Source organism: Nesterenkonia maliinae, assembly GCF_051262655.1.
Lineage (GTDB): Bacteria > Actinomycetota > Actinomycetes > Actinomycetales > Micrococcaceae > Nesterenkonia.
The window spans coordinates 91,938-114,368 of record NZ_JBIMEY010000007.1; the positions used below are offsets into that span (position 1 = coordinate 91,938).

General features: G+C 62.9%; 21 protein-coding genes. 11 read left to right on the plus strand and 10 right to left on the minus strand.

All coding sequences use genetic code 11. From position 1 onward, the window contains the following. Positions 1-131 precede the first annotated feature (131 nt). The 6 genes from ACHAA4_RS12335 (at position 132) to ACHAA4_RS12360 (ending at position 7,333) form a co-directional block, all read left to right on the plus strand. Positions 132-1,388 carry an ABC transporter substrate-binding protein gene (locus ACHAA4_RS12335; RefSeq protein WP_435774477.1) on the plus strand — a complete coding sequence of 419 codons (1,257 nt, stop codon included), beginning with the start codon at positions 132-134 and terminating at the stop codon, positions 1,386-1,388. A 188-nt stretch (positions 1,389-1,576) separates the two neighbouring features. After that, complete coding sequence (locus tag ACHAA4_RS12340; protein ID WP_435774478.1) at positions 1,577-2,341, plus strand: carbohydrate ABC transporter permease; 765 nt, start codon at positions 1,577-1,579, stop codon at positions 2,339-2,341. Then, positions 2,338-3,153, plus strand: a complete 816-nt coding sequence (locus ACHAA4_RS12345) for a carbohydrate ABC transporter permease (protein WP_435774479.1) — start codon at positions 2,338-2,340, stop codon at positions 3,151-3,153. Before ACHAA4_RS12340 ends, ACHAA4_RS12345 begins: the two co-directional genes overlap by 4 nt. A 55-nt stretch (positions 3,154-3,208) precedes the next feature. Next, a complete protein-coding gene (locus ACHAA4_RS12350; protein WP_435774480.1) occupies positions 3,209-5,188 on the plus strand; it encodes a glycoside hydrolase family 127 protein in 1,980 nt (659 codons plus the stop codon). Between the two features lie 23 nt (positions 5,189-5,211). Continuing rightward, a complete protein-coding gene (locus ACHAA4_RS12355; RefSeq protein WP_435774481.1) occupies positions 5,212-6,819 on the plus strand; it encodes an FGGY-family carbohydrate kinase in 1,608 nt (535 codons plus the stop codon). A gap of 259 nt (positions 6,820-7,078) precedes the next feature. Beyond that, on the plus strand, positions 7,079-7,333 hold the full coding sequence (locus ACHAA4_RS12360; protein ID WP_435774482.1) for a helix-turn-helix domain-containing protein: 255 nt from the start codon (positions 7,079-7,081) through the stop codon (positions 7,331-7,333). A gap of 1,373 nt (positions 7,334-8,706) precedes the next feature. Here ACHAA4_RS12360 and ACHAA4_RS12365 read toward each other — a convergent pair. The 3 genes from ACHAA4_RS12365 to ACHAA4_RS12375 form a co-directional block, all read right to left on the minus strand. Then, on the minus strand, positions 8,707-9,024 hold the full coding sequence (locus tag ACHAA4_RS12365) for a hypothetical protein (RefSeq protein ID WP_435774483.1): 318 nt from the start codon (positions 9,022-9,024) through the stop codon (positions 8,707-8,709). Positions 9,025-9,035: 11 nt separating this feature from the next. Beyond that, entirely contained in the window at positions 9,036-9,341 is a 306-nt protein-coding gene (locus tag ACHAA4_RS12370) for a hypothetical protein (protein ID WP_435774484.1), read from the minus strand. A 279-nt stretch (positions 9,342-9,620) separates the two neighbouring features. Then, entirely contained in the window at positions 9,621-9,782 is a 162-nt protein-coding gene (locus tag ACHAA4_RS12375) for a hypothetical protein (protein ID WP_435774485.1), read from the minus strand. A gap of 840 nt (positions 9,783-10,622) precedes the next feature. Between ACHAA4_RS12375 and ACHAA4_RS12380 the strand changes: the two genes are divergently transcribed. Further along, positions 10,623-11,444, plus strand: coding sequence for a hypothetical protein (locus ACHAA4_RS12380; protein WP_435774486.1), 822 nt, complete (start codon positions 10,623-10,625; stop codon positions 11,442-11,444). Positions 11,445-12,021: 577 nt separating this feature from the next. On the opposite strand, the gene ACHAA4_RS12385 is transcribed toward ACHAA4_RS12380, so the two are convergent. After that, positions 12,022-13,254, minus strand: coding sequence for a saccharopine dehydrogenase family protein (locus tag ACHAA4_RS12385; RefSeq protein WP_435774487.1), 1,233 nt, complete (start codon positions 13,252-13,254; stop codon positions 12,022-12,024). Positions 13,255-13,530: 276 nt separating this feature from the next. Between ACHAA4_RS12385 and ACHAA4_RS12390 the strand changes: the two genes are divergently transcribed. Beyond that, positions 13,531-13,659 carry a hypothetical protein gene (locus ACHAA4_RS12390; RefSeq protein ID WP_435774488.1) on the plus strand — a complete coding sequence of 43 codons (129 nt, stop codon included), beginning with the start codon at positions 13,531-13,533 and terminating at the stop codon, positions 13,657-13,659. Positions 13,660-13,909: 250 nt separating this feature from the next. On the opposite strand, the gene ACHAA4_RS12395 is transcribed toward ACHAA4_RS12390, so the two are convergent. Further along, on the minus strand, positions 13,910-14,827 hold the full coding sequence (locus ACHAA4_RS12395) for an App1 family protein phosphatidate phosphatase (RefSeq protein WP_435774489.1): 918 nt from the start codon (positions 14,825-14,827) through the stop codon (positions 13,910-13,912). A gap of 546 nt (positions 14,828-15,373) precedes the next feature. On the opposite strand from ACHAA4_RS12395, the gene ACHAA4_RS12400 reads away from it, so the two are divergent. Beyond that, positions 15,374-16,024 carry a mechanosensitive ion channel family protein gene (locus ACHAA4_RS12400; protein ID WP_435774490.1) on the plus strand — a complete coding sequence of 217 codons (651 nt, stop codon included), beginning with the start codon at positions 15,374-15,376 and terminating at the stop codon, positions 16,022-16,024. A gap of 124 nt (positions 16,025-16,148) precedes the next feature. Here ACHAA4_RS12400 and ACHAA4_RS12405 read toward each other — a convergent pair whose 3' ends face one another. Both ACHAA4_RS12405 and ACHAA4_RS12410 read right to left on the minus strand, forming a co-directional pair. Then, positions 16,149-17,588, minus strand: a complete 1,440-nt coding sequence (locus ACHAA4_RS12405; RefSeq protein WP_435774491.1) for a phytoene desaturase family protein — start codon at positions 17,586-17,588, stop codon at positions 16,149-16,151. Then, positions 17,585-18,415 (minus strand): UbiA family prenyltransferase, encoded by an 831-nt coding sequence (locus tag ACHAA4_RS12410; protein WP_435774492.1) that lies wholly within the window; start codon positions 18,413-18,415, stop codon positions 17,585-17,587. The genes ACHAA4_RS12405 and ACHAA4_RS12410 overlap by 4 nt, the downstream gene beginning before the upstream one ends. Positions 18,416-18,718: 303 nt before the next feature. Between ACHAA4_RS12410 and ACHAA4_RS12415 the strand changes: the two genes are divergently transcribed. Next, the gene (locus tag ACHAA4_RS12415) at positions 18,719-19,372 is read left to right on the plus strand and encodes an SDR family NAD(P)-dependent oxidoreductase (RefSeq protein ID WP_435774493.1); all 654 of its coding nucleotides are present in this window, start codon (positions 18,719-18,721) and stop codon (positions 19,370-19,372) included. A 21-nt stretch (positions 19,373-19,393) separates the two neighbouring features. Here ACHAA4_RS12415 and ACHAA4_RS12420 read toward each other — a convergent pair whose 3' ends face one another. The 3 genes from ACHAA4_RS12420 to ACHAA4_RS12430 are packed head-to-tail and all read right to left on the minus strand — an operon-like array spanning position 19,394 to position 21,426. Beyond that, positions 19,394-20,161 (minus strand): SCO1664 family protein, encoded by a 768-nt coding sequence (locus ACHAA4_RS12420; protein WP_435774494.1) that lies wholly within the window; start codon positions 20,159-20,161, stop codon positions 19,394-19,396. Further along, positions 20,161-20,709, minus strand: a complete 549-nt coding sequence (locus ACHAA4_RS12425; RefSeq protein ID WP_435774495.1) for a DUF3090 domain-containing protein — start codon at positions 20,707-20,709, stop codon at positions 20,161-20,163. Before ACHAA4_RS12425 ends, ACHAA4_RS12420 begins: the two co-directional genes overlap by 1 nt. Before the next feature lie 24 nt (positions 20,710-20,733). Continuing rightward, positions 20,734-21,426 carry a histidine phosphatase family protein gene (locus tag ACHAA4_RS12430; RefSeq protein ID WP_435774496.1) on the minus strand — a complete coding sequence of 231 codons (693 nt, stop codon included), beginning with the start codon at positions 21,424-21,426 and terminating at the stop codon, positions 20,734-20,736. Positions 21,427-21,541: 115 nt separating this feature from the next. Here ACHAA4_RS12430 and ACHAA4_RS12435 point away from each other — a divergent pair, with 115 nt between their 5' ends. Beyond that, positions 21,542-22,249 (plus strand): GNAT family N-acetyltransferase, encoded by a 708-nt coding sequence (locus tag ACHAA4_RS12435; RefSeq protein ID WP_435774497.1) that lies wholly within the window; start codon positions 21,542-21,544, stop codon positions 22,247-22,249. Positions 22,250-22,431: the final 182 nt, after the last annotated feature.

The window sequence follows — 22,431 nt, forward strand, 5'->3', positions numbered from 1 at the left end:
TTGAAGCATTCCAAGGGTCTTGTCTGTGATGCAGCTCACTGCTACTGTGACTGAAATCGGTTTCGATGAGTTTCGGAAGGCCTGATATGACCGCTTCTCAGCGGTCGAGAGGCTCGACAGAAGGAGGGGACATGCACAATCCAAGAATCTCCAAATTTGCCGTCATAGGCACCTCGATGGTGGCCATCCTGGCGCTGAGCGCCTGCTCCGGCGGTGGCGGAGGCGAAGAACAGCAGGCTGAAGATCAGACCGTCACCGTCTGGCATTACTTCAGCGACGACAATCAGGTCGAGCTGATGGACCAGTACAAGGAGAAATTCGAGTCAGAGAACGAAGGTGTCACGGTAGAGAACACCTTCGTCCCGTACGACCAGATGAACTCCAACCTGCTCTCCGCCACCGGTTCAGGAGAAGGTCCGGATGTCGCAGTATTCAACGGCGCCGATGCATCGACGCTCGCTCTGGGTGGCGCGCTCGCCCCGATGGATGAGTACTGGGAGAGCTTCGAGGACGCAGATCAGTTCTCGGATGCTGTGCTCCACGTGGTGGATGACGAGACCTATGCCGCTCAGGGCTACGTCAACCTGCTCGGGCTTTGGTATAACGCGGACATTCTCGCGGAACTTGGCATCGAGCCCCCCACCACGATGGACGAACTAGAAGACGCCCTCCAGCAGACGGTCGATGCCGGCAATGGAGGCATCACACTTTCGGGTCTCCCCAACTCACAGGGTGAATGGCAGGCGTACCCGATACTCTCCGAAGCCGGGTTCAGCTATGAATCACCGGAAGAGGACGCTCTGGCTGAAGGTCTGGGACGTGTCCGGCAATGGGTCGAAGACGGATGGCTCTCCCAGGAGGCGGTGAACTGGGATCAGACTGTTCCGTTCCAGGAGTTCGCGGCAGGGAACTACACGTTTGCGCTTAACGGCAACTGGCAGCAGGGAACCGCGGAGTCTGAGGCCGACTTCGAATATGGAGTCGTCCCCTTCCCTGTCGGTGAACAGGGCGGGGTCTACCTCGGTGGTGAGGGCCAGGGAATAGGCGCGAACAGCGATAACCCTGACCTGGCGTGGGAGTACCTGCAGAGCACCTACTACGACCAGGAAGCTCAGCTTCTGGCACCAGAACTCGTGGGCTCGCTTCCCTCCCGCGCCGACGCCGCGCAAGACGATGTGGTCGCGACGAACGAACTCTTGGAGCCCTTCAGCGAGTCCATCGAAACCAGCGGCACCCGCTACCCGGTGGAGGCAGTGCCCGCCGAGTCCGTAGCAGATCTCCAGGTCACCATGGGCCAGGCATGGAGCGCCGTCATCGGTGACCAGACCAGTCCTGAAGATGCAGCCGCTGACGCGATTGCTGATCTCGAAGGCCTGCTGGAACAGTGACAACCGCTCTTCCAGCTCGTCGACCCCCCGCGTCTCCTGCCGGGAGACGCGGGGGACAGGCGCCACCCCCAACCCGGGGGAGGAGAGGGCTTCCTCGGCACTTCGGGTTTCTCATCCCCGCTGCCATCTTCATGGGCATCTTCGGGCTGTTTCCTCTGGTGCAGCTCCTGTGGATGAGCGTTCACGAGGTGACCTCGTCCACCTTGAACGCCGACGACTGGCTCTTCGTCGGGCTGGAGAACTACATCCAAGGGTTCGTGGATGGCGATAGTGCGATCTCGCTCTACCGAACTCTCATCGTCGTGACGATCGTGACAGTAGGCGGGATGGGCCTAGGTTTCGTAGCTGCCGTCGCTCTGCGGACCAGAGGGCGCTGGTCAGGGATCCTTCTCGCGATCATGGTCTTCGTCTGGGCGCTGCCACCTGTGGTCAACGGTTCCGTCTGGAAGTTTCTCCTCGCCGAACGAGGCTTGATCAATTCGATCATCACTGGCGTGGGCCTGCCAACGGTCCCGTTCCTCTACGACCCTCAGTGGGCGCTGTTCTCGGTGGCATTTGTTGCAGCGTTCGCCGTCATCCCCTTCAACGCGTTGGTCTTCCGGGCAGCCCTGATGAACATCTCCCCGGAGGTTTTCGAGGCGGCGGCCATTGATGGCGCGAGCAAGTGGCAGGAGATCCGGTACGTGATGATGCCAGCCGTGCGTCCGACCGGCCTTGTGCTTTTCGTGCTGACGGTGGTCTACGGGTTCCGCAGCTTCGACTTCATCTACGTGATGACCTTCGGTGGCCCAGGGACCTCGACCGGAACCCTGCCGTTCCTGGGGTATCTCCAGGCATTCAACCGATATGACTATGGGCTCGGTGCCGCGACCTCGTTCATCGCAGTGCTCGGGGTCTTCGCACTCGCTGGCGCCTACGCGTGGAGCATCCGCCGAGAGGAGGGTGAAGGATGACAACCAAGGCCGGGCCAGTCACCACCCTCATCAAACTAGGACTGACTCTGATGTACGGGATCCCACTGTTGTGGATCTTCCTCACATCCATCAAAGATTCCTCAGAGGTCTTCGCGGCAGACAGCGCATTCCTCTTCGACCCCACAGTCGATGCCTACCGGGATGCGCTCGACGGCGCACTCTGGGAGGCCCTGCAACAGTCAGTACTCATCGCCACAGGCACCACCGCTCTAGTGCTGCTGATCGCCGTCCCAGCCGCCTACGGGCTCGCGCGAGTCAAACATTGGTCGGTCACCGTGGGACTCATCGCACTGATTATCCTGCAGATGATGCCCCAGACCGCACAAGTGATTCCGCTCTTTGACCTCTTCGGCAACTGGGGGCTTCTCGACCAACTGGTCGGCATCATCATCGCTGACACCGCATTGCTCACACCGTTTGCAACTCTGCTTCTGCGCCCCTTCTTCCGATCAGTGCCCATCTCTCTCGAAGAGTCAGGAGCGCTGGACGGAGCAGGGCAACTCCGCACCTTCTGGTCGATCGTCCTGCCGATCGCGAGGAACGGGATGCTCACCGTCGCTTCGATCACGTTCCTGCTGGCCTGGGGAGAATTCCTCTACGCCGTCAGTTTCTTCCTCAGCCCAGGCAACTACCCGCTCTCCGCCTTGCTCGCACAGCAGGTCTCTGCATTCGGAATCAACTGGCCTGGCCTGATGGCACTTGCAGTACTGACCTCCATCCCGATTCTCATCGTCTTCACGGCGACCTACCGGCTGCTGCGCGATGGGCTCACCGTGGGAGCGGTGAAGTAAGACCACGTTCGTCCTTGAACCTGCGCATCATTCGTCACTTCTAAGGAGACATCCCTTGGCCCAGACACCACATCCCAGACCCGACAGTGCAAGCCAGGGTCTGGACTCCACACAGCCCCCGGTTCCAGTCGCTCCCTCACGGTCGCACTGGCAGCCGCTGCCGCTCACTGACATCGAATTTCATGGCGGATTCTGGGGACATCGTCAGTCACTCAACCACGACGTCACGCTGCCTCACATCGAAGAATGGATGGAACGCAGCGGTTGGGCGAAGAACTTCGACCACGCAGCAACGGGGGAGCTGCCCGCGAAGCGCCAGGGCCGCGAGTTTTCGGATTCCGAGATCTATAAGCTCCTCGAAGGCATGGCATGGGAGATCGCCCGGACCGGTGATCAGGACCTGGACCGTCGGTTCAAGGAACTCACTGCTCGAGTCGCCAAAGCCCAGGATACCGACGGTTACATCAACACAAACTTCGGCCGACCGGGTCAGGCGCCTCGCTACTCCGACTTCGAGTGGGGTCACGAACTCTATTGCTATGGTCACCTCATCCAAGCCGGCGTGGCCCGAGCTCGGACGCACGGCGTCGATCGTTTGGTGGAGGTAGCCATCGCGGCCGCCGATCACATATGTGCAGAGTTCGGCTCCGAGACCGACACGCGTCTCGGAGGCCACCCTGAGATCGAGACTGCGCTCGTCGAGCTCTACCGAGTGACCGGTAACGCGGCGTACCTGCGACAGGCTCAGCTCTTCGTAGCACGGCGTGGCCAGGGCCACCTTGGAGAGATCGACTTCGGACCTGCCTATTTCCAAGACGATATTCCCGTGCGTGAGGCGTCTGTGCTCCGAGGCCACGCGGTGCGCGCCCTGTATCTCGGCTCAGGTGCAGTCGATGTCGCCGTGGAGACCGAAGACGGGAATCTTCTGGCCGCGGTTCAGACCCAGATGATCAATACCTTGGCCCGCCGCACCTACATCACCGGAGGCATGGGCGCCCACCACGAAGGCGAATCATTCGGCCAGGACTATGAGCTGCCTGCCGACAGGGCCTACGCGGAGTCCTGCGCCGGAGTGGCCTCCGTCCAGCTGAATCATCGATTGCTGCTGAGCACGGGAGATGTGCGACACGGTGATGCCATCGAGCGGACCCTGTACAACATCATTGCCACGGCCGTGGGTGCCGATGGGCGTTCATTCTTCTACACCAACACTCTTCACCACCGTGAGGAGGGCGACGCCCCTGCGGCGGAGGAAGCGAGCCCACGCGCAGCATCCTCATCGCGTGCCCCCTGGTACCAGGTCTCATGCTGCCCCACGAACCTCACCCGGACCCTTGCTTCCTTGGGGGCATACATGGCCACCAAGAACGACCAGGGCCTGCAGATCCATCAGTACTTTTCAGGGACGCTCACCACCGAGCTGACCGATGGCTCGACGGTCTCACTGCAGGTGAGCACGAACTACCCGATGGATTCCCGGATCGAGATCCAGGTCCTCGAAGCCCCAGAACAGGAGTGGACGCTGGATCTTCGCGTTCCGGCGTGGGCGACTTCAGCCACTCTCGTGCACACGGGTGACGAACCAGTCGCCGTCGAGCCGGGGTACGTGCGAGTCAACGGTTCACTCCGTCCAGGCTCGAGGCTGCTCCTTGATATCCCCGTCCATCCACGATGGACAAGGGCCGACCCGCGCATCGATGCTGTCCGTGGGCAGGTCGCCGTGGAACAAGGGCCGCTGGTGATGGCGATGGAGTCTGTGGACCTGCCGTCATCGATCCCGGGTGCCGACATCTCTAACGTGCGGGTCGATACCAGTGAGCCTCCGGTCCAGGACGGCACCGGAACTCAAGTGGCCACCTTGATCCACGAGAATCACGACCTCGCATGGCCCTACGTCTCAACAGAGATGGGAGCCACAGGCTCGCTTGATTCTGGAACAGCAGAGACGGAGCGCCACCACGTTCCCCTGGTCCCGTATCACGAGTGGGCGAACCGAGGACCCTCAACAATGCGCGTGTGGATCCCCGAAGCCTAGAGCCCACCATTAAGGACGAGCGGATGAGCGACGAGCCGATAAGGCAAGAACACACCACCCTAGGCATCGAGTTTGGGTCCACCCGAATCAAGGCCTGCCTGGTCGGTGAATCGGGTCAGACCCTGGCCACGGGGTCCAGCTCCTGGGAGAGCGATCTACTCAAGGGTGTCTGGACCTATTCACTCGATGCGGTCCACCAGGGCCTGGCAACCGCCTACGCTGACCTCGCCGCCCAGGTCGAGCAGGTCCACGGGCTCCGGCTGCGTGCCGTCGGAGCGATCGGGGTCTCGGCGATGATGCACGGCTACCTGGCGCTGGACTCGGCCGGAGAGCTGTTGACCCCGTTCAGGACCTGGCGCAACACCACGACGACGCAGGCCGCCGGCCTGCTGACCGAGGAGTTCGGGCAGAACATTCCGCTGCGCTGGTCGGTGGCGCATTATTACCAGGCGATCCTCGACGCGGAGTCGCACGTGCCCAGGGTCCATACCCTGACCACCCTGGCCGGATACGTCCATCACCTGCTCACCGGCACCCACATTCTCGGGATCGGGGACGCCTCGGGCATGTTTCCGATCGATCCGGTCACCGGGGACTACGACGCCGAGCTGCTCCAGCGGTTCAGCCAGATGACCGCCGGAGATGAGACCGGTCGCACCCTACCGAAGCTGTTGCCCCCGGTAGCCTCAGCCGGGGCGCAGGCCGGCTTCCTCACCCCCGAGGGTGCCCAGCTGCTGGATCCCACCGGCGCCCTGGAGCCAGGGATCATGTTTTGCCCGCCCGAAGGCGACGCAGGCACCGGAATGGTCGCGACAAACGCAGTGCGCGCCCGGACCGGGAACGTCAGCGTGGGCACCAGCACCTTTGCGATGCTCGTGCTCGAGGACTCGCTGCGCAGCACTCGCAGTGAGATCGACATCGTCACGACCCCAGACGCGAAGCTAGTCGCAATGGTGCACTGCAACAACGGTGCCAGCGAGTTGGGCGCCTGGGCGGGACTCTTCGGAGAGTTCCTCACAAACCTCGGTCATGAGGCCGATCCCGACGAGGTCTTCCAAGCGATGCTCGGTGGCGCCCTGGAAGCCGACGCCAGCCAGAACGGACTGCTGGCATATGGCCTGCTGGCCGCGGAGCCGATCCTCGGCGTGGACCGGGGCAGGCCGATGATCCTGCGCACCCCGGAGACCCCGCTGACCTTGGCGGGATTCGCCCGGGCCCAGCTGCTGAGCGTGTTCGCTGCACTCAGCGTCGGGATGAGGGTGTTGGCCGAGGAGGGTGTCTCAGTGGACCGATTCTCCGCCCACGGCGGGTTGCTGCGCACTGGAGGCGTGGCCCAACATGCGCTGGCCGCTGCTCTCGGGACGCCGGTCGCGGTAAGGAAGGACGCTACAGAAGGAGGCGCCTGGGGAATCGCGACCCTGGCGGCCTACTCCCGTGCAGTGGCTACCGGAAGAGCCGCAGGACGCAGTCTTCCAGACTGGCTCGATGAGGAGATCTTCGCGGATTCACAGGCCGAGACCGTAACGCCCTCGAAGGCTGAGATCGCAGATTACGCAGAGTTCCTGGACCGGTGGGTTAACGGGCTGGTTGTGGAGCGCGCTGCGGGTGAAGCCCTGGTGGAGCGACAGTGAGCCGCGCCGAGAAAGGGTCCAGGATGCCATGTGCAGGCTTGCGCCCGGTGTGCGCCCAGTAGAGCGGCAGCTGGGCCCTGACCAGCGAAAACGCTCTTGATCAGTAGTAGAACGGGAACACACGTCGATCGCCAGAGAGACTCAGATTCTCGGCAGTCTTTGCCATCTCGTTAAGCGCAGCTCCAGCGAGTTGGACACCCTGAGCCCGGCGCACCACGTAGGCTCGGTGACGTGGCACTCGAAACTAAGGACGGCGGCAATGACCGAGAGCGCATTTGAGAAATATTCCCGTGCGGGTAGGCGCGGCGGCCTACACAACACCCCGCGTCAGCAACAAGCGCGAAGCCTCGGTGCACCGGCATCCCTCCGCGTACGTGCTCAAAAGGCCGATGACCGTGCCGTCTCCGTCCAGGCGCTTGCTGCCTCTGGGAAGACTCGAGCCGAAATCGGTGAGCTGCTAGGGATCTCCCGCTCGACTGTGCATCGAATGCTCCTTCGTTCCGTGGGCAGCTGAAGTGGCCCACCGCAGATTAGCGTGTAGCGCTGGTTTGAAGCCGACGGTGTCAAACCTCGAGTTGGTGGGGTTAACGAGCGAACAGAGTAAATCGACACCTCCAAGCAGGACCGTGTGGCTGCCCCCTTCCCGGGGCGGTCTCGCTCACGTCAAGGAGGGTGAAAAGGTCGCGACCGGGCATGACGTGGACACCCTCGAGGTGATGAAGATGGAAGCTGGGAGCGCCACCAGCGCATTGCGGGATCCCGGCGGTAAGTACTGGGCGCTATTCCGGAACTATTCCGTATATTCGCAAGTATCCGATGCGATCCACGGGCAGCCCGCTGATGATCTGACTTGGGGCAATGACGGCTCCTGCTATTCCTTAGAAACCCCCGATAGAGCCTGACTCTTACTCGAAAGCTCTCAGTGCAGATCTACTGTCCTACACTGCTGCATCATAGGCCGCTCCTGTAGCGGCGCACGATGCGCGTGTGGTTGGGAATGGCAACGTTTTTCCCTTTAATGTCTTTACAGATCAGACCGTACTGGTCTCCTTCAGTCAAGCTTGTCTTTGACTGCTGGCGCGTTGCACTCCCCGATGGCGCCGCGACGTCCGGATGCCACCAGCTTGCGACCAAAGGACTTCGCGCTGCGTCACTTCGATGTGGGATCGGCGGAACGCTAAGGTAACAATGCCGCCCCTTCAGCGTGCCGGGCCGGTTGCGCAATTCTGTACCGTATTGACGCCATGGCTCACCGGCTACACGCGGGGCTAGCAGCGACCCGCCACCAGATGAACAGCAGCTGCCGCACGCCTGGTGTCCACCTACTTGGTCCCCAGCCAGAGACCCCTCGTGCGCCTTCCGCGCCGCTGGCATGAAAGTTTGCGGTCTGCCTACCAGCCCCTTGAGTGAGACGCCCTGGATTCAGCTCGGTCCTCTTGCCCCAAAGAATGTCGGGCTGGCGGGCGCCGTGAGCACGGTGCGCCCGGTGTGCGCCCAGTAGGGCGCTCACATTGCCCTGACCTGGGGACATGCGGACGATCACTAGTAGTAGGGGAACCTGCCGTTGTAGACTATTTCAGGCCCGGTTCTCTGTGGATCTTGACAGCTGACATGACAAATCGCCACGGCTCCAATGCTGCATCAGCGGTGCCGTGACCGCATCCAGGACTTACTCCCTGACCCTGGTCGACAGCGGGTCCCTGAATCCCTCTAGGGCGCGATCAGAGCCAGGTGACAGGAGTTCGCGACGGACTGGTGTCGGGCTTCTCGAAAAGGAAGATGAGGCAGGGTCGTGAATGCGACCCTTGGCCCATTTGTGGGAAACCGTTGCCTCTGGGCACGTGTCATCCGTGCTCCCAGTCGTGATGCTTCTCCAACGACGGAGATTCACAGTTTGAGCCTCTTGCGGAGCTGGTTGATTCGTTGTGACTCGTTGAGATCACCGGTGATGGGACCGATGTCAAGCAGCTCGTACAGATCATCCACAAGGTGATTGCGGAGCTTCACGCGCTGCTCGTCGAGCCTCCCCCGCAGTGACTCAGCCTTAGCTTCAAGCTCAGCCAACTGTTCCGAGTCGGACTTAGGTGGCTTACGCTTTCGCTTCGCCTTCTGCTCCGGAACCTCCACAGAGTCAGGTTTCGTCTCAGCATCTTCGTTGGGCTGGGTGGGGATAGCGGCGTCGCCGGGGTTCTCAAAAGGGTTCATCAGTAGTCTCCTCAATGGTTGTTATTGGCGTTGACGGGAAGGACTCGAAAGTCGATCCCGGAGGGGTTCATGGTCTGTGTCGTGGTGCCACGCCCGTGCGTTAAGCGCGGATGCCACGTCTTCCGGTCGTCAATCGTGCCCAGGCATCCGATGTTCGAGATCTCACTCATGAAGTGACGGGCACGCAGGCACTCCTCGACGGGCTCCCTCGAGAAGGTCGAGAACGTTCCCGTCTCTTGCAGTGACGCATCGGACAACGGCACCTGGGATGCGCTCATGCTCGCCATGTCAGGAAGGCGCGTGAGGCTGAACTCCATGGACCGAAGTGCCTGGATCCAGCTCGCCCGGAGGTCCCTCTGGTCCTCCTAGACAGGTCGCGGAAGCTCGACAACTGCCTGTAGCCGTCGTCGACACGACCCGTGCGCGTGATGACGAGTTCGAGGAGGTGCCCCCGATCCTCGATGCTGTCCCCTGCGATCCCGGGGGGGGGGGGCGTTTGGCGCCGCTGTGGGCACATACGTCGTTCAGGGACAGCGACGTCGAGTAGCCGAGTGGTCCGCGACGGACCGCTTCACGGAGGGTGATCTTCTCCGTCATCATGCACCCCGCTTCGAGGTGCGGAGCAGCTGGCCAAGTGCGGCCTTCTGCGCGGAGGTGATGGGTGGGAAGCTGTCAGCGATCTGCCGAGCGAGAGCTTCCAGGTCAAGCGATGCGGCGTGGGTCTCGCGCGCGGCGATCAAGGGAATGGTGTCGGCCATTACGGACTCCAGACAGGATGAACTGTCCGGAGAGGGGTGCTTTCCCGGCTTGTCATCTGGGCGGCCTGAAGTGCCGTGCTCAACTCGCTAGCGGGTAAACCCGCCATTGCTTTACAGGAGCGCTAACTCCCTACCCAGCCTCTTATATCGACACGAATTTCGGTGCTACCCGACGCTAGCAAAGCGCTGTCATACACAACAACTAACGTGCGATTATGTCTCGTCTCCGCCTTGAATAACGGCGTCCAACGAACCACCATTCATTATAGCGCTTATGAACGGTTGATGCATCCTTGGGAAATCGAAAGTGACTCGGTCTAGAGCGACGGCTTAGCGGTTTTCGATGATGAGATTCCTTCCGAGCGAGCGTCACGCCCTAGATGCTTTCCATCGCCATAACCTCGTGGAAGTCAAGTTTACTTCCAAGTAGTTGCGTTTACAGAGGGCAGAGGGCAGAGGGCAGAGGGCAGAGTCGGTACTCTCCTCCAGTCTGCGTAAGGTCCGCAAGAGCATTAGTCACTGGACTCGATCGTGCTGTTCCGCTTGGTCAAGCCAAGGACCGGGTCCTATCAAGTGGGCCGCGTGCGGCCGCGCCGGCGCCGTGGTCAGGCTTGTGCTGGTGGACCCATCGCCGGAGGGTTTCGAACAACACGGGTCTGCTCGGAAATGACCTCCACCGCGGCGGTGCGGGATCCACGGGCGAATTCCGATCCACCGGGGTGCACCGAGTAGGGCATTCATCGACGGATTAAGCAGGAGTTCGTGAGTCATCGACCTGGGCATTTTTGTGAAAGTTCCGGCGTTCGCGTTTCCTGCGCCCTTGGATGAGATGGTTAGCCCATGACTAGTTCCGAATGGCAGCCAGTGCGGGGGACGCTTATGACCAGTTCGCCTATCGAAGCGTATGGCGGCTTCTCGATTTCGCGTGCCGCACTACGCAACTTCGCCAGGGAGCTCAACACAGGGGGTGTTCCGTTCCATTTGGATCACGACGTCTCCAAGCCGCTCAAAATGCGCAGCTTTGAAGCGTTCGTGATGACTCGAGAAGACGGCGTTGACGAACTGCGGTTTAGTGCAGAACTTCACGAAGATGACCTCCCATGGCTCGATTCCCGTCCGGGGGTATCGGCAACCCTTATGGTTCCACTCCCGCGGGACCTGAGTCGCGCAGATCCTGACATGGCACCTATCCAGTTTGGTGCTGACCACGCCTGGTTTGCGGATGAGGCCCTCGTTGATGCCGAAGATGAGCTCATGTCGCGGGGAGTTGATCGGGACCAGATTAGCGTTCGCCGTGCATATCAATTCAGTCTCGCCCCCGACCCTCAGATCTACCTCGAGATCACCTATGCGTTTTTCATTTCCCTAAGCGCGGGTGTGCTCTGGGACGGAATAAAGAAGGTCTACGGGCGGCGCAGGACGCCGAGCGGTGGCGACGCAACGAAGTCGACCAGTGTGAATATTTCGCTAATTGATGGCGATCGCAGGCTTACAGCTGTAGTCACCACTAGTGATGAGGAAGTAGCCCATCGCGCCGTGGAGTCAATAGACGGAGCTATCGAAGGTTTTTTTCAGAGTCGCCAGGTCCCACCCGGCGAATTGAAGCGTAGGTCGGTCACTTCTTGGGACGATGCGACTGGTGGCTGGACTCCTCCCGCTTAAGTCGAATGGAGACGCTCTCGGGAGGCCGACCAGTCGGTCCGTCGAGGAGATCGTCTCCAGTGCGATAGGGCATGATGGTGCGGTGTCGACCCACTACTTCATGGCTCAGGGGCTGGCCCCCGGCGAATTAGATGTAGAACTGGAGAGCGGGCCCTTCCGTCTCGTTCCACGCCAGTGGCAAGTTGGCATATGGGATTGGACGCTTCTCGCCACAGAACATGGACTCAAGGCTCCATACCAATTTGGTGATCTCGCATCGCAGACCGTTAATTTGGATGCGGCTGTGGAGGCCCCTAATGTGTCATATTCCGCTTTGCTGGTCGCTCGGTCACCCCACTGCCCAGGGGATTGTCGCGAGGGGTGAGACGCCGAGCGCCGACGTTTTGGAGGCTGAGCTGCTCGCGTAGTGTCAGGATGGATTCCTGATTGGACCACCTGCACCCGAGCTAAAGGATATGCCTGCTGGCCGCATGCAGATCGTTGCCAAGGTTGACCACTACCGGAACGCGGTGGAGTTCCGGTTTAACGTCTAGTACGAGCCCCTGGCCACAGCACGACCAATGCCCCACTTTCGGCGTCAGGTGAGGGGCGTGATTTCGTAGGTATGGCCTGCCTCGCGCAGCCGCTCAACCAGAATGTTGCCGAGGGCGGTCGCCGGGGTCAGCGATCCTGTGGCGGGCGGCAGACGGTCGCCGTCGAGGGCAAGTGAGAGCGCTGTCTCCCCGGCCATCACGGCGGTGGCGGCGTATCCCGGATCGCCGGGCCCGGCTGCGATGGCCCGATAGCGCTGGCCGCCCTCTGTGGAAGCAGTCACCTGGGAATGGAACCAGCCTGAGCGCCGCGCAGCCTCGCTCGGGCCCGTACCGGGCGACGGAAGGACACGGTCCAGTAGTTTCCTCGTCAGGGGTAGAGCCAGTGCGGCTCCGAACAGCCGCAGGCCAAGCGCCGTCGCCCCGGCGGTGACGGCGCCGACAGGCCCTCGCCCCATACCCATCACTTCGCCGTACCGCAGGGACCTGCCGTAGGCCCAACCCTGGAGGGCATTGCTGCGACGTACGATCCGCGTGTTCACCGATGCCATGATGAAGGGCGCGGCCCACGGGCCGTCGTCCGAACGGCCGACCCACCCCAGATCCGGAGGCTGCCGGGTCGCGGGCTCCGCCGTCCGGTCTGGACTGAGGGAGTAGGGATCGCCCGCAAGCGACCGCAGCGCGGGGTCCGTCCGGATACCGTCGAGCTGCCCACGCATGGACTCGATGGTGCCGCCGCTGACACCGCCCTTCGCCCTGGCAATGAGCTGCACCTCGGTCAGGCCGCCCGCGCCATCAGCCTGCGCGGCCTGGTGCAGGAGGAGCACCGCGAGGTCCGACGGGACGGAGTCATAGCCGCACGCATGGACGATCCGTGCACCTGTAGTCCTCGCAAGGGCATCCCAACGGTCGATAGCCTCACGGACGAAGGACACCTCGCCCGTCAGGTCCCCGTAGTGGGTGCCGGCGCGGGCACACGCCTCGACAACCGACAGCCCATATTTCGCGTAGGGACCCACCGTGGTGAAGAGAACTCTGGTGCCCGTGGCCATGTCCGCGAGCGAGTCAGGGCTCCCCGTATCGGCCTCAATGATGGTCCAGTCATGAGCGGCGACGGGCAGTCTGGATCGGACGGCTTCAAGCTTTACCCTCGACCTCCCCGCGAGTCCTACTCGCAGATCCGGTGGAGCGTGGTGCGCAACGTATCCAGCGATGAGTTCCCCGACAAAGCCGGTCGCACCGAAGAGGACGAGGTCGTGGTCGCGCGTTGGGGATTCCATGCCGGCAGTCTTCCACAGCAGACCGGCACCGGCACCGGGGAGTGCATTCCTCGGCTATCGCTGAAGCGCCCCGTCACCCCAAAACGAGATCACAGGCCATCATGAGTTCGCCGGGCTTGGGCCCCGACCAGTCCTGTTCCCGTCAGTTCCGCTAGGGCAGCTCCTCCGTTGGGTGCAGCTGGGTAGATTCTCTGCCCAATATGCGCCAGGATGGATGGGTCAGGCCGGGGCCGTCAGAAGTGGTGGCCCGGTTCGAACCAATGAAGGGATGCACTCATGGCGGACATTGGTGGAGTAGCCGACAAGGCCAAGGATTACGCAGAAGACAACCCAGAGAAGGTCGATCAGGGCAAGGACAAAGCAAAAGACGTCCTCGATGGACAGAAAGACGACGACCAGAAGTAATAGAGCGTCGTTGTCTCCAGGCCGGGTCCGCTTGTATCAGGGGCCCGGCCTCTTTGTCCCCGCACGACGACGGTGGAGGATCGACACGTTCGTCAGCGGACGCGGGCGAACTGGGAATCATCTAGGCCGCACTGGCCGTCGTCGACACGCCTCCGGCCCACGTCGAGGAGCCGCATATAGACCGCCAGCCGGCGAGCACGCGGGATTTGCTCCCCGCGTCGAAACCGCGTCCGATCACGAGGTTCGTCGATCAGTCGGTGGTCGGCTGGTCGCGGAGAGCTTGTCGGAGGAGCGGCAGCAGGACGTCTCCATCGCTGCCCCGGAGAACGGGCACCCCATTGACTGTCTCTGAGCTTCCGTTCTCCTCGGTCGACCCTGATGGTTGGACTTTGCGCAGTGCGATGGCGGCGACGCGGTCGGGGTGCGTTTCGGCGAGGTCTTGGTAGAGAGCGGGGTCGTGTTCACCGTCGTCGCCCACGAGTACCCATGTGACGTTGGGCAGATCTTCCAGCAGACGGGCGAGGGATGAGGATTTGTGTTCCTGTCCGTCCCGGAACAGCCGGTGTGGGGTGATACCCCAATCGGTCATCAAGACAGCGCCAGCCGGGAAGCCCTTTCTTTCCAGGAAGCGCGTGACGGGACCTACGAAATTCCAGGGCCCGTTGCTCAGATAAACGACTCCAGGGCCGTTCTGATCTTCGACGGCGGTGTGAATGAGGCGGGCCATGCCGGGCACCATTCTCCGGGTGGAGCTGGAACCGCGTAAGGTCCGCCAGGCAGCTCGGGCTGGGTGGGACATACCGGTCACCCATGCGGTGTCGTCAATGTCACAGACGACCCCTGTGGATGGTTCCGGGCTCACGACGTGAACCTCCGCTGGGGCCTGGTCGCGGCCTTCCGATGAGAGCAGGGCGGTGGCGGTGCCAGGCTCGAGAGCAGCATCTAACGTCACCCGCGCGTCGATGATCCCGGCTTCGTCGCTGGTGACCGCGGTAGTGGTGCCGCCGAGTTTGATCGATACCTCGGTCCCGGGGCTCTCGAGGGTGAGGAGCCGCCGCCACCCTGAAATCCCGCGGCGTGCTGCCGGGTTCACTGATGCCGGCGCGAGGACCACCCGCCCCAGAACTCTGGCATGATCACCGCTGGCGTACCCGGAATACGGAATCACGGCGGGGGTCCACCCCTGCCGTGTCGCTCGGCGGGCCAACACGTCCCGGATCCCGGTCTCGGTGCGGTACGCGACGGCGACCGCGGCGTGATCTGCTCAATGCAGCTCTAGGCGAAGGCATCAGCACATGGTACCCGGTCGATCGGAGTTGGTCTGATCCCCATTCCGAATTGACTTCGACCGGCGATGGGGCCGTCCGCCAGCCGACGGCCTAGCGGGCGACTCTCCCTTTTGGTGATAGGCCAGGGCCGGACGTTCACCGTCGTCTTGCCACAGCTGTAGGGGGCAGTTCCAGCCGCCGACTGATCTATGGTGGTGATCTGCAGTGGAAAAGTGGGGGAAATCTCTATGGATGCTTGGTCGCACATCGTCAATGACATCTTCGCGCGGGGTGCTGACCTAGCGGTTCGCGCGGTCGCGGCCCTTCTCGTCGCGTCGGTCATCGTCGCGATAGGAATGATTTTCCGTCCTGTATTGCGACGGCGCTTGCGGAAGCAGGAGCGACCCTCAAGGACCAGGGTGTTCACCGCTCTATACAGTCTGCTCGTGGTTCTATTGGCCGTGCTGGTTCCCATTACTCTGGCATTTCCATCCGTGCGCGTGGTGGACGTACTCGCGAGTCTTGGTGTGGTTTCCGTGGCCGTGGGATTCGCCTTCAAGGATGTTCTGGAGAACTTGCTCGCTGGGGTCCTGCTGCTGTTGCGGGATCCGTTCAAATCGGGAGACCAGATTCAAGTGGCCGGCTACGAAGGGACGGTGGAGGGCATCACCGTGCGCGAGACTCTCCTGCGCACCACCGACGGCGAGCGAGTACTCATTCCTAACGCGCACGTCTACACCGGCGCGTTGGTCGTGCAGACGCATTACCCGACCGTACGAATCACTTTCCGCCTCCTCGTCGATCCGGACGCTGATCCCGATTTGATTCGCTCGACGGTCACACAGGCGTTGATGGGGCTCAGCACAGAGGGGGCTCCTGCGCCGGACGTCGTCCTTAAAGGTGCTCAGGAAGGAGCTCTCGAAATAGAGGCCCGACTGTGGTCAAGATCCGACCGCGCCTCGCGAACCGCTCTCATGGACCGTGCCGTTCCGGCGGTCCTACAGGCGCTCCGGGACGCGGGCATCGATCTGGACCAGCCACGGACCGTCTTCGTCCATGAGACCCACTCGGAGAACCCCGGTAGCGGCGACGCATAGCGACCGCCTGGAGGAGTGACTACAGGTGGTGGTGTCATCCTTCGAGCTGATGCCCGACAAGCGACGCTTCCACCAGCTCCTCATCTAGGCGGGAATCTGCTTCTCGGCAATCTGAGCGTCGGCGTCAGGCACGCCCACCAGGCCCGGGCCCCAGTGCGCGAAGCAGTCCGTCCATCGTCATCATGGCCCCGCCCATCACGGCCGGCAGTCCGCCGCCCGGATGCACCGAGGCGCCGACCCGCCACAGCCAAGGCCGCTTCAAGCTGTGCCGAGCTGGACGGTGCAGGGGCCCACTCATCACCAATGGGCGGATAGCTCCGTAGAGGGCACCCCCTGAAGCGCCGGACCGACTGAAATATTTCGGATCCAGGATGGTGCTTTCCTCGACAGCCGTGTCGAAACTGCCGGGCAACCCAGCCGCGTCCCACACGCGGCGAAGTTCTCGGTCGACGAAGGGATCATCGAGGCTGTAACGCCGCCCATTCGAGGGCGCCGTCAGCAGCACTGCCAGGGTATCGGCGGTATTGGTGTCTGAGTCAGCTGCCGGATAGTAGTTGAGAAACGCCATGGTCTGCTCCGGCTCGCGTTGAGCCTCCAGACTGGCGTAGAGCGCGGCTGGATCCTCGGGCAGAACCACGCTGTGCCGCGACGTATCCGCCGGAAAGGGACGCTTGAGCGCGGCGTACACGGCGACCGCCGAGCAGGAGAGCTTCCGCGGAGGTCGAGGTGTGCGACCACCCAGCAGTCCCTCGAGGCGGTCAGCGTCCAGGCCGCTGACCACAGCGTCTGCTCGATACACCTTCTGGGCAGTCGTGACGCGTCCGCGCTTCAGACCAATGACGGGCTCATCGGTGCGAATATCGACCCCCGCGGCTCGCGCGAGCCGCTCAAGGGCTCGCACCAGTTCGTGGACGCCTCCCCGCGGGACCCACACACCGTCCTGGGCCATCACCGCAGGCATGCTGGCATACAACGCCGGGGTGCGGGATGGTCCTACCCCCGCATTGAGCGTGTGGATGGCGATCACTTCGCGCAGTCCGTCGGGCAGCCAGGTGAGACTGTCGAGGTAGCTGCGGGTGCTGAGCCGGTTCCCGTAGAGCTTCCCCATTCGAGCCAGTGATGGGTATGCATCGCGTGCCATGGGGGCGGTGGTCAGAAGCCGGGTCACATCCGGCCCGATCGGTCCGTGCAGCGCAGCGAAACGCTCCCATGCCGAGTGCCACGGGTGTCCCGGTGGTACCGGCAGTGAACAGACTTCCCCGCGGAAATAGTACCGGCCGACTTCCGGGAGCCGCTCCAGATTCAGGCTCGCTATCTCTTCGGCCTCTAGGGGTGAATCCTGACTGGAGTTGTCCAGCCGGCGCAGCAGTTCCTGCCAGACTGCCGGGAAAGTGAACAGCGAGGGGCCTGTGTCCATCACTTGACCAGCAACTTCGATGCGGCGGCTCTTGCCGCCCAGCGTCGAGTTGGCTTCCAGAAGTGTCACAGCGTGTCCCGCCGAGGCTGAGAGCGTTGCGGCAGTCAGGCCCGCCACTCCGCCACCGACCACTACGACGCGGCTCATGGGTACCATCCAAGCAGCAGCGCCGCCACCAGTTGGATTCCGGCCACAGCTCCAGCGACATAGGGAAAGGCGATGGAATAGCGGTACAAGCCATGGGCGGTGGTGCTGAGCGGTGAGCGGAAGAGCACATAGAGCAACCCCGCGCTGATCAGCGCGTTGACCAGCGCGACCGGAATATTGACCATCGCAAAACCGATCGTGGCTACCGTCCACCAGATTCCGCTCCAGAGCACCGTCCCGCGAACACCGAGGCGCACTGCCGTGGTGGTGATTCCGGCCGCCCTGTCTTCCTCGATGTCTTGGACTGCGTCGTAAGCGTGCTTGGCCACGCTCCATGCCATGAGCGCCACAGCAGCAGCCCAGATCGGACCGGACCCTAGGGCAAGTGGAACAATGACGATCGGCAGGGCGTAGGCGGCGTTGCTGAGGGAATCCAGATAGGGACGGGCCTTGAACCGCAGCGGTGGCGCCGAATAGAAGATGAACACGACCAGGTAGAGCCCGATCCACAGCAGTGCGTCACCGGGCAGTGCCCAAGCAAAGTACGCCAGGAACGGAAGATTGGTCACAAGGACTGCGATCCAGATCTTGCGGACCTCACCAGCGCCGATCCGGGCGCCTTCGAGAGACCCCTTGCGCGGATTGAGCGCGTCGGTCTCTTGGTCGAAGATGTCATTGACGCCGTAGATGAGCAGATTGAATGGCAGCGTCAGCCATAAGAGCAGCGGCAGTGCATCCCAATGCCACAGATGACCGGACAGCCACATTCCCAGGACGGCGGGACCAATGGTGTTGATCCAGAGGACCGGTCGTGAGATGTGGACCATACGTCGCACAACAGGTTCGGTTCTAGAACGAGATTCGACGGTGGAGCCCCTTCTGCCTGGTGGAACAGTGGTGCCTGGATGAACTAGGTGCCTGTTCTCGCCGTTGGACTGGCTCTGCGGTGTCCAGTCGCTGGCGGGGGAGGGGCCCATGGTCAAGATGCTACGTCAGGTGCCGACCCCGACCTGGAGTGTTAACTCCGAGCAGTGACCATCTTGACCATCTTGACCATCGCGTGCCGCTGTGTGAGTCCAGCAAACCGACTTCTTCAGCGCTGGTTGCCGCAGGTGTTCTAAGGTCTAACCATGACGAATCTTCAGGATGCGGTTGTTCTGGTAGTCGGCGCGACCGGAGGGCTCGGCTCGCGGATCGCCGATCAGTTGGAGAGCCAAGGCGCCATTGTTGCCAAGGCTTCGAAGTCTGCTGGCCAGGATCTGCGTGATCCCTCTGTGATTCGGGACGTGTTGGAGGCCACGAACGCGGAGCACGGACGGATTGACGGGCTGGTGGTTGCGTCTGGGGTCGTCGCCTTTGGCGCCGCTTCCGAGCTGGAACCCGCCACGGTCGACGAACTGTTCGCTGTGAATACGACCAGCGCGATCCAGCTCATCACCCAGAGCCAGCCCTACCTCGCGGCCTCGGCGCAGGACGACCGGGAGCCCTTCGTGGTGACACTGAGTGGCGTCGTCGCCGAGACACCGGTCGCCGGTCTGGCGGCTTATTCGGCGTCTAAGGCGGGGCTCGCGGCCTTCGTCGTCGCGGCGGCGCGCGAATATCGTCGCACGGGCATCCGACTCGTGGATGCCCGCCCCGACCACACCGGCACCTCGTTGTCGGAGCACCCGATCGCGGGATCAGCGCCGCAATTCGGGACGGCGCTGGAGCCAGACCAGGTTGCAGCGCGGATCATCACTGCCATCGTCGACGGAGAGAAGGATCTGCCCAGCACTGCCTTCTAGGTGCGGCCGAGAAGATGAGTCCTAGAACAGCGGCCAGGGAACAGCCGGACTCTCACCGGCGGGAGCTGGAAACCGTCCTGCCGAGCGCAGCAGGGCGCATCGAGCGGCAAGCGCCGCGATCTCCTCGGCGCTGAGCAGGTCCTCCAGGTCGCGGCCCAGCTCACCGTCGAGTCCTTCGGTGACTCGATCGAGGCCTTCGAGCTCTTCGGTGTTCAGAGCGTCTCCGAGCCATCCCCACAGGACCGTGCGCAGCTTGTAGTCCCAGTGGAAGGTAAGCCCGTGGTCCACGCCGTGCCGGTGACCGGCCGCCATGGCGAGGATGTGATCCCCTTTGCGGTCGGCGTTGTTCACGATCGCGTCGAACACAGCCATGCGCCGCAGCGCCGACGAGTCTTCATGGATGAGGGTGACCATCCGACCGGTTTCGTCTCGTCCCTCGAGGACATATTTCCATCCGGCCTCCGGCACGTCGTCGGTCGCGACGAGGTCGACGGCGGAGAGGTCAGGATCTTGCTCCTGCCAGAGCTGGACCATGCCTTCGCCCAGCGGACCATCGCGCAGCCAAGTGTGTGGGACGACGTCCCAGCCCAGAGCCTCCGAGACCAGATAGGCGGCCACCTCCCGGTGGGCCAGGGTGCCGTCGGGGAAGTCCCAGAGCGGACTTTCTCCGGCTATCGGCTTATAGACGACGGTCACGTCGCCGATGCTGCCCAGAAATGTCGCGTTCGAAGCCGTCCTGATGCGCCCGGTGAGCGTCAGCTCCGCGGTCACCAGATCGGTCGCCGACATCAGCCCTCGGCAGCGGTGCAGGTGTGCCCGTCGGCGTCCACGGGGTAGCCGCAGATCGGGCACGCCGGGCGGCCGGCCCCCACGACCTCGAGGGTGCGCTTGGCGAATGCCCGGGCAGTGCCTACCGGCAGTCGGATCAGGAGCATCTCGGTGTCCCGAGCGTCGTCCTCTTCGGGCGATTCGTCGTCGTCATCGACGTCCGAGATGGGGTAGGCCTCAATGACGACCTGAGCGGTAGTGGGGTCCCAGCCCAGGCTCATGGCACCTGTGCGGAAATGTTCCTCGACGGTCTCCAGCTGGTCGTTGTCGACGAGCTCGACGGGAGTGCTCGTGGGAACGCTGAAGCGGTTGCCCTCGACGCTGATCAGCTGGTCCAGGATCTCGTCGATCTTCTCAGCGAGCAGAGCCGACTGCTGCTTCTCCAGGGCGACGCTCACCAGCTGCTTCCCTGAGCGCACCTGCAGATAGAACGTGCGCGCCCCGGGAGGTCCGATGGTGCCGACGACGGCCCGGTCAGGCCAGTCAAACTCGTGAACACGTGTAGGCATGTCAGTAGTCTAGGCGTATGTGGTTCACGGCGTCTGGTGTCCTGCGCCGCCACCCACCGGGGCATCACCGGAGCCGATACCCTTCGCCAGCCACGAAAGATCTCCCGCGTCGGTATTGGTCGCGTGCACGCTCGTTCTGCCGGTGCCGTAGCGCACGATCGAGACGGAGGCGGGACCCACGTTGATCCGCTGGAACAGATCCAGGTGCATGCCGAGCGCGTCGGCGAGGATCGACTTGATGATGTCCCCGTGGCTCACCGCAGCCCACACGGCATCAGGCCCATGTTCGGCTTCGACGGCTGCATCGTGGCGGCGGATCGCGGCCACCGACCGGGCCTGCATTGCAGCCATGGACTCACCCTCAGGAAAGACGACGGCGGAGGGTTGCGACTGCACCAGCGGCCAGAGGTCCTCCGTCGCGAGCTCGGTGAGCAAGCGCCCCTGCCACGTGCCGTAGTCGGCTTCGATGAGCTCATGCTCGACCGGCGCGGAGGGTGTGCCCGTCTGACGATCGAGAATGTGCTGGGCGGTCTGCTGGCACCGCTCGAGGGGACTCGACACGACCCTGGCCAGGGGAACGGTCGCGAGTCGGTCTCCGGTCAGGGCCGCTTGGTTACGCCCGATGTCGTCAAGACTGACACCCTCGGCCCTGCCGGCCAGCAGGCCGGTGGCATTTGCTGTGGTGCGGCCGTGCCGCACGAGAAGAACTGTCGCCATCCGGCCAGCCTATCCACCCGGACGAGGGTGAAGCAGCGAGAAGCATGCTCACGTAACTCGAGACCGGTCCGTCGCGCGACCCGTTTCTCGTCCGTGGAGACCATAGAGTCGACGTATGGAGCCCACGTCCGAATCTCTATCCGAGGCCGCCCGGGGACGAATCGTCCTGGCGTGGGTGAAGGCCCTCGGCGCAACTCCACTGGGAACCTGCAGGGACGAGTGGACCTTCGTCGAGCGGGCCGACCTCGAGGCTGTCGTCGTCGTTTGCGTTGACGGCTTCGGTATCGCGGCCGCGCCGCCGAGGGTCTTGGAACTGATCCGTCAGTCATCACCAGAATCGCTCCTGGATGCCACCGCGCTCGCGAGGATGCTCCCTGCGGGGGCAGAGCCGATCGGAAGCGCTGACCTCTTCTTCGCCGAACACGGTCCTCGATCGAGCCAGGTGGTGGTGAGCGCCGCCACGCCTTCAGATGTGACCGCCATGCGCGGAGGCGCGAGCGCAGCGGAGTGGGATGAGAGCGGCATTGAGGAGACAGAACATCTCTGGTCCGCGCTCGATCCGGCGGGAGGTCTCGCGGCGATCGCCGGGTACACCCGATGGCGTTCTGCGCTGGCTCAGATGTCGGTCCTCGCCGGTCCGCAGCATCGAAGTGCAGGCTTCGCCTACGCCGCGGCAGCTATCGGGACACAGGAGGCGTTGGGGGAGAAGTTGATTCCGCAGTGGCGCAGCCGCCAGGGAAACGAGGCATCCGGCCGACTCGCCAAGCGGCTGGGGTTCACCCAGCTCGGCGTCCAGGCGGCAGTCGCGCTGAACGGCCAGTGACACTCCTCTGAACCACGTGGTGCAGGTGCGGGTCCCGTACCGTGCCTACAGTTCGGCGCGGTAGACGGTGATTCTGAAGCCCGTCTCTGCATGGGGATTGCCGGGGCACGGGAGCGACCAGCAAGTGACCGGCTTTGTGGCGCGGGGCACCTGTCATGGTCACTGATCAGCGTGGGGAGACC